The sequence below is a fragment of the Azohydromonas lata genome (genome assembly GCF_034427735.1).
GTDB lineage: Bacteria > Pseudomonadota > Gammaproteobacteria > Burkholderiales > Burkholderiaceae_C > Azohydromonas > Azohydromonas lata.
On sequence record NZ_JAXOJX010000252.1, the window covers coordinates 1 to 295 of the forward strand.

The window sequence follows — 295 nt, forward strand, 5'->3', positions numbered from 1 at the left end:
CGTCAGTGCCGGCGTCGATGGTGGCCGCGTCGTTGACACCAGTGATGACGATGGTGATGGTTTGCGTCGCGGTGCCGTCCAGGCTTTGAACGGTGAAGGTCTCGGTGTGCGTTTCACCTTGCTTGAGCGCTTGCAGCGCAGCCAGGCTGTTGTCGACCGTGTAGCTCCAGGTGCCGGCGGCGTTGATGGTCAGTGCACCCCAGGCGCCGCCGCTGGTGGTGTCGGTGACGGTAGTGGAGAACTTGTCCTGGCCGGCGTCGGTGTCAGAGACCGCCAGCGAGCCCGTGCGTGTGAG

The 295-nt window shown here is 65.1% G+C and carries 1 protein-coding gene; it reads right to left on the reverse strand.

Translation table 11 applies throughout. From position 1 onward, the window contains the following. On the reverse strand, positions 1-295 hold a 295-nt coding region (locus tag SM757_RS35275; protein ID WP_322468905.1), incomplete at both ends, for a VCBS domain-containing protein.